Origin of the sequence: Streptomyces sp. G-G2, assembly GCF_030063135.1 — a bacterium.
Lineage (GTDB): Bacteria > Actinomycetota > Actinomycetes > Streptomycetales > Streptomycetaceae > Streptomyces.
The window spans coordinates 131,801-137,972 of the sequence record NZ_JASISO010000017.1 but is presented as its reverse complement, the minus strand read 5'-3'; the positions used below and the strand labels follow the sequence as shown (position 1 = coordinate 137,972).

Sequence of the window (6,172 nt, the reverse complement as noted above, 5' to 3'; positions counted from 1 at the left end):
CCACCGCCAGGACGATCCGCCCGTCGGCGGCCCGCGGCAGCGGCGTCGAGGCGAGGAGCCTGCGCAGGCGCCGGGGCTCCAGCCAGCCGTGGTTGACCGCGTCGTACATCGCTCCGTGCCCACGCCGGTGCTCGGCCGTGAGCGTCAGCTCGACCAGCGAGGTGACCGGACCATCGGCGCACAGGACCGCGTCGGTGAGCTCGAAGAGCGCATCCGCACGGCTGTAAAGGCAGTCGTAGAACTCGACACGAAAGTGGGACAGGACGCCCAGCGCGGCGTCAGCGGACTGTTCACGGGCGAGACTCTTCACCAGCGGCCGTTCCTTCACGCGACGTTGCTCGACACCTCGAAGCGTGAAGAACGGCCGTCCCGCTGTCCCCGGAACGAACCAAGATCAGCAGGTCGGGTGACCAGCGAGGTTAAACAAAAAGCTCAGACGGCGGCGGATAACCGTCTGCACCCGGACCAGGGTCCAGCGTTCGTCTTCGAAGCCGTGCGCCGACGGTCCCTTGCCGAGTTCTTCCTCGAGCACGGCGAACTGGGCATCAGTGACGGTCGGGGAGTTCGCCGGGCCCGCGGAGCGCAAGGCCACCAGGCCGCCCTCGCGCCAGGCACGGCGCCAGGCACGGCGCCAGCGTTCCACCGACCGGACACTCACCCGCAGATCCTTCGCGATCACCACGGTCTTCTCACCCGCGGCAAACCGCTCGCCGGCCTGAAGCCGGATCCCCTCACGAAACGCCCGACGCTCAGCGGTCAGGCCCCCACCCTCCGGATAACGCATACCACCGGCATACCGCAGGGATCATCAACCGTCACCACCCGACGACAACCCGAAACCCTCAGTTATTGCCGCCGCACGGCAGTACGCGGACAGATCCGCGGGGCGCGGCTTCGTACGGTAAGGAGTGCCAGGCCGCAGCATTTTGGACGTGGCGAACGTCTGTGGGGGCGCCATCCGGCGCAGGGCTGGCCGGGCCGGTCGTCCGTCCTGCGGCTGTGGCATCACCTATGTGGGACCTCGTCGCACGTGTAGAAAGGCGTCAAGATCCACCAGCGGATCCCCGTACGTTTGATCGATCGCCTATCGTGAGCCGTTGATCATGTGACCGGTGAGCAGTATGGGCCGATTGCGCGTTGAGGCGCACGGGGGTGTCGAGGATGTCGTTCGAGGATGAGTGGGCCGGGCATAGATCGGCCGTCTCCATGAGGCTGAACCAGGCCGGCGGCGGGGGCGTTTCCGCGGCTGCGAAGGGGCTCGGCTGACTACGTGGTGGTGGACGACGAGCTCGGTGATATCGGGCATGCCGCGTTCGGTCTGTTCAACGGGCTCGCGTCGGGCGGGAAGCACGCGAACGCGGCCAGCGAGAGCGCCGGTGCCACTCTGAAGGGTGACGGCTTCGGTACGGGTGATGCGCTCACCGAGGTGAACCGGACCTGGGAGACGCAGGTCAAGACCCTCCTCCAGGCATGTGCGCACATCTCCAACCACCTCGACTACACGAAGGCTTCCACGAAGGCCGAGGACGAACGGATCATGGCGCAACTGCGCATCGTCGGGCCTGTCGTGCCGGGCAGTGACGGTGCAGTGTCCGCTTCCCGCATCAGTGACTACTTCCGTTAAGGAGCCGCGGCGTGTCCACTTTCGAGCAGCTCCTCAATGCCAGCCTCGCTCCGATGAGTACCGCCGCCACTCAGTGGACGGAGATGATCGGCAAGCTGACGGCCCTGCGGACCGATGCGTCGGCGATGAAGGGCAAGGCTGACAAGGCCCTGTGGAAGGGTGAGAACGCCTCCGTGACGAAGGAGTTCGTCGGCAAGACGGCCAAGGAGTTCGGTGACGCCGTCGTCGAGGCCGAGTCCGTACGTGATCTCCTCCAGGACACCCACACCCTGCTCAAGTCGGCGCAGGATGATCTCAAGGCTACCTACGAGAACCCTCCGCCGGGAATCACCATTTACCCGAACGGCGTCCTCAGCCACCGCGTCCACCCCGACCGCCGGTCGAAGGACAGCACCGAGCCGCTCGCCACCGAGGCACAGTTCGATGCCCTGCGCAGCAAGATTGACGGCATTCTGCAGCGTGCCAACGAGGCGGACGAGCTGTGTGCCTGGGGGCTGCGCGCGCTGCTCAAGAACCACCCCAACGACTTCGGCAGCACCGACCTGGGCGGTGTCGCCGACGCAAAGAAGTTGCGCACGGAGCAGACGCAGCAGGCGGCGAACGGCCGCGAGGCCGCCACGCTCTACGCGCGCTGGGAGCACCTGGATGACAAGGAGCGCGAACGGCTGCTCACTCTTGTCGAGGGCGGCAAGGACTCGCCGGAGTTCTCTGTCGCACTCATGCAGAATCTCAGCTACGGCGGCCGTGAGGACCAGGACGCGGTGCTGCTGCTCGCCAGCAGTCTGGAGCACGGTGGCGTTGACGGGCAGGTGTCGGGGACCGATGCCCGGCTCTACAAGGCCCTGTCCGGGAGTCTCGCCACCGCCACCGGCCCCGATTCCCCGATCGGCTCTCCGGGCGGTGTCACCTCGGCCTGGACGGACAAGCTGATCGCCACGGCCCGTAACGGCAACGGCCTGCCCGACCGGCATCCCGGCCAGCTCAAGGGCGGGGCGTCGGGTCTGAGCGCCCTCACCGATTTGATGGCCGCCGACGCCGGGGACAAGCCGTACGACCCGAAGGACCCCAAGTCCAGCGTGTTCGCGAAGGACACCGGTGATCCGGTTTACAGCGAGGCGTTCCTGGGTGAGGTCGGCGACACCATCCGCGAGTGGGAGACCCACGACAAGGACGCCTACGACGGGGTAATGAAGAACTGGCAGGGCACGCAGGAGGACCCGGTGAAGGGTCTGATGAACGCGATGAGCCGCAACCCGTCCGCCGCCACCCACTACTTCGACCCGAACGCCACGGACAACCTGAAGTACTTCCTGGAGGACCGGGACTGGCCGGGGGGCGACGTTCAGGACAAGATGCCGGACGATTTGCAGCGGACTTCGGCCCGCGCCGAGTTCGGCGCCGCGATCGACGCCGCGGCCACCGGCAGGCCCCCGGGCAGTCCGCTGCACCCTGTTCCCGCTCACCACGACGGCGCCGAGAGTGCGATCTTCGACCGGATGATCGACCAGTACGCGGACGCGACGAAGAAAGACCAGAGCGCGGTGCCCCTCACGATGCGCATGAGCATGGGCGAGATGATCGGCGACTACGGCTCGGACGTGCACCAGATTCTCGGCAAGAACATGGACGGGCCCACCGAGTTCAACAACCTCGACATCGACCGCGGCGCCCTCACCCGGATCATCCGCTCCACCGCCGAGGACCCCCAGGCCTTCGGTGTCATCCACGCCTCGCAGAGCGCGGTAATCGCCGACGGGCTCGACCGGTTCCCCGCGGACTCCTACCGTAAGGAGGACCCAGAACTGCACGCCTGGGTCAAACAGTCCGCAGGGGTCCTCGGCCACCTTGACGGCGTACGCGGCGATGTCATCTTCGATCTCGGCCAGGCACAGAAGGACGCCAACGGCTGGAACAAGATGATGGACTATCACATCATCGGCGCGCCCCTGACGGCCATCCCCGTCGCCGGAGACGCTATCCAACGCGCGGTCGACGTCGGCACTGCCGCGTACATGAACGACCTCAACGCCAAGGTCGACGCCGAAACCCGCAACAACATGATCAACCACTTCGACAACGGCGAGAAGGAAATGAACGCCATGCTGCGCCAGATGGCAACGGACAAGGGGCTCTCCGCATCGGATCTCGACGCGAGCCCCGGCGAGTACGAAGACGGCCTCCAGCCAACCGCACAGCAGTGGTACCAGAACGGCATCAAGGACGCCGACCTGAAAATGGGAGAGCGGTACTGATGAAGAAGAAGTACCTCGTGCTCCCCGCCGTGCTCCTGATCGCGGCTGCCGCCCTCATCACCATCCGGGTGTGGCCGAGCACGCTCAAGGACATGCGTGCGCAGAACGTCTGCCTCGGCATGCTCACCAAAGAGACAGCCGGACTCCTGTACGACGGGAAGGGCGGCGAGCTGCTCGTGGACGAGGACAAAGGCACCGGCTCGCGGGCAGCGGACCCGGTGTTCTCCACCATCTGCTTCGTCGGACGCGCGACGGGCAAGAGCGCGACGACCTACCGGCTCCAGTACACCCTGGACGTCCGGCCCACCAACACCCTGAACGAACCTCCCAAGGGCGCCACCCAGATCGCCGGCGCGTCCGGGTGGGTGGGCCCGCGGCAGAGCGAGGTTCAGCTCCCCGCCTCCTGCCCGAAGAAAATGAAGACGGACACCGAACATGTCACCCTCACCCTGAAAATCGGCCCGGGCGTCATCGTGGCGGAGAACTGGAACGACGCCGCGCTCACAGCAGCCTCCCGCACCCTCGTGCTCGAGGCCGTCGACAACCTCGCCCGCCAATACGACTGCACGGCATAGAACCGACGGCGCCGCTCGCCCGGCACCGCGGACAGTGACCCGTCAAGGCTCGGCGTATGGATCACCAACACCAAGGCCCGGCGGGACAAGCTCGGCCCCGACCAGCAGGCCGCACTCAAGATGCTGGGCATGGGATGGGTGCAACCGGGCCTGTCACCGCGGGATACAACCCCGGGTGGGCCCGAAGGGGGCGTGCCCCGGCGGGACCCGGCCGCCGTCGCCCACACCGGGCCTGGAGTGCGCGCGGTCCTGTGGGCCCGCAGGTGCGCTACGGCTCAAGCCGCGGACGCCGGGTTCGCTGATTCGGCGGCGTGGCGGCGTTCGGCGTTGATCCGCTGCGCTTCCTCGAGCTGGTCCTCGAGGATGACGATCCGGCAGGCGGCCTCGACGGGAGTGCCCTGGTCGACGAGTTCCCGGGCACGGGCGGCGATCCGCAGCTGGTAGCGGGAGTAGCGGCGGTGCCCGCCCGCGGAGCGCAGCGGAGTGATGAGGCGGTGGTCGCCGAGGGCGCGCAGGAAGCTCTGGGTGGTGCCGAGCATGTCGGCGGCCAGGCCCATGGTGTAGGCGGGGTAGCCGTCGTCATCGAGACGCCCGAACGAGTCGTCTGCGGTCATCGCACCTCTCTGTGGAGCACGTGGAGGGGCCCTGGTGCCTATGGCACCAGGGCCCCGAAGGAACTACTCACACCATCTGCCGGCCCTGGTACTGCGCCGGCCTTCTCTTTCCGCCCACCCGACCAAAGCGAAAGTGTCGGGGGTGTGCGGGGATCGCGGATGCGTGACCGGAGACCACCTCACTAACGATGTCCTGCGGTACCCGGACTTGGTACTGCCCGCCCGGGCGATCCTGATGGCGCCTGGTCCCTCCGTTCATCCCTCTGGATCAATCACTTACTTACCAAACGGGAACTGCGAACTGCTGATACTGCGAACTGCTAGCAACGCGAATACTGCGGTGATACGGGTACTGCTCCTACTACTGCACTGCGAACTGCTTGTACCGCTGTGATGCGTACTACTTTTACTGCTGGTGTTGCGTACTGCTCGTGGCCTGTAAGAGCACCACCCTTCGGCAGCCAGCCCCGTCGCCCGTCCTGCGTCTGCTCTGACTTAGAACCCCACTGCCGAACCTCCCGGTGCGCGCGCCCGCAGCCGACGCCTTCACCGAGGTACCACTCCACTCAACTTCACTGCTGGGTACCGCGAACTGCACTTAATGGGTACTGCCACTGCATTAACTGGGTACTGCCACTGCGCTAACCGCAGTACTTCCTGTGGCGGCCCCTGATCACCGCGGGCCACCCGGTCCGGTCGTCAGTCCCGTCGCCGTCCTGCAACCGCCCTGGCTTCGACACTCCACCACCGCACCGTCATGCGAACTACAACCAGCTGTACTGCTTGTACTGCAACTGCTTGTACTGCTGCCCGGCAGTTCGTCTCTGCCAGGCCCTTCGGTCTCTCTGGGCTACGAGAGAAACCATAACCACACCACCGGCCAATGTCTACTCTGGCCGACACAGTTTTTTGGCGGCGGGTCAGTGAGCTAATCGGAGTCGTGGAGGGTTGCGCAGAGCCCGGGCCGGGCACGAGAACCAGGTAGGCGTAACCGGGCAGGGACCAGCCAGAGAGCAGGTGCGTCTGATGGAAACGGCGATCAGCGTCGGCGTGACACCTGTCCGGGCGGCCGCGGTCGCCGGTGCCCGCGAGGACGCCCGGGTCTTC

The 6,172-nt window shown here is 66.4% G+C and carries 5 protein-coding genes and 1 pseudogene; 3 read left to right on the top strand and 3 right to left on the bottom strand.

The window, feature by feature from the left end; genetic code table 11:
• A partial coding sequence (locus QMF80_RS16080) for a transposase (RefSeq protein WP_283453763.1) occupies nt 1-271 on the bottom strand: 271 nt, incomplete at its 3' end.
• A gap of 162 nt (nt 272-433) precedes the next feature.
• Nucleotides 434-784, bottom strand: a pseudogene (locus QMF80_RS16075) (helix-turn-helix domain-containing protein); the annotation flags it as partial.
• 486 nt (nt 785-1,270) lie between these two features.
• Between QMF80_RS16075 and QMF80_RS16070 the strand changes: the two are divergent.
• Genes QMF80_RS16070 through QMF80_RS16060 form a run of 3 tightly spaced genes read left to right on the top strand, consistent with a single transcriptional unit; the run spans nt 1,271 to nt 4,451 of the window.
• Nucleotides 1,271-1,624, top strand: coding sequence for a hypothetical protein (locus tag QMF80_RS16070; protein ID WP_283453753.1), 354 nt, complete (start codon nt 1,271-1,273; stop codon nt 1,622-1,624).
• Nucleotides 1,625-1,635: 11 nt separating this feature from the next.
• Complete coding sequence (locus QMF80_RS16065; protein WP_283453751.1) at nt 1,636-3,876, top strand: DUF6571 family protein; 2,241 nt, start codon at nt 1,636-1,638, stop codon at nt 3,874-3,876.
• A complete protein-coding gene (locus QMF80_RS16060) occupies nt 3,876-4,451 on the top strand; it encodes a hypothetical protein (RefSeq protein ID WP_283453749.1) in 576 nt (191 codons plus the stop codon). Before QMF80_RS16065 ends, QMF80_RS16060 begins: the two co-directional genes overlap by 1 nt.
• Before the next feature lie 275 nt (nt 4,452-4,726).
• Here the strand turns inward: QMF80_RS16060 and QMF80_RS16055 are convergent, their stop codons facing one another.
• Complete coding sequence (locus tag QMF80_RS16055; protein ID WP_283453747.1) at nt 4,727-5,065, bottom strand: MerR family transcriptional regulator; 339 nt, start codon at nt 5,063-5,065, stop codon at nt 4,727-4,729.
• Nucleotides 5,066-6,172 lie beyond the last annotated feature (1,107 nt).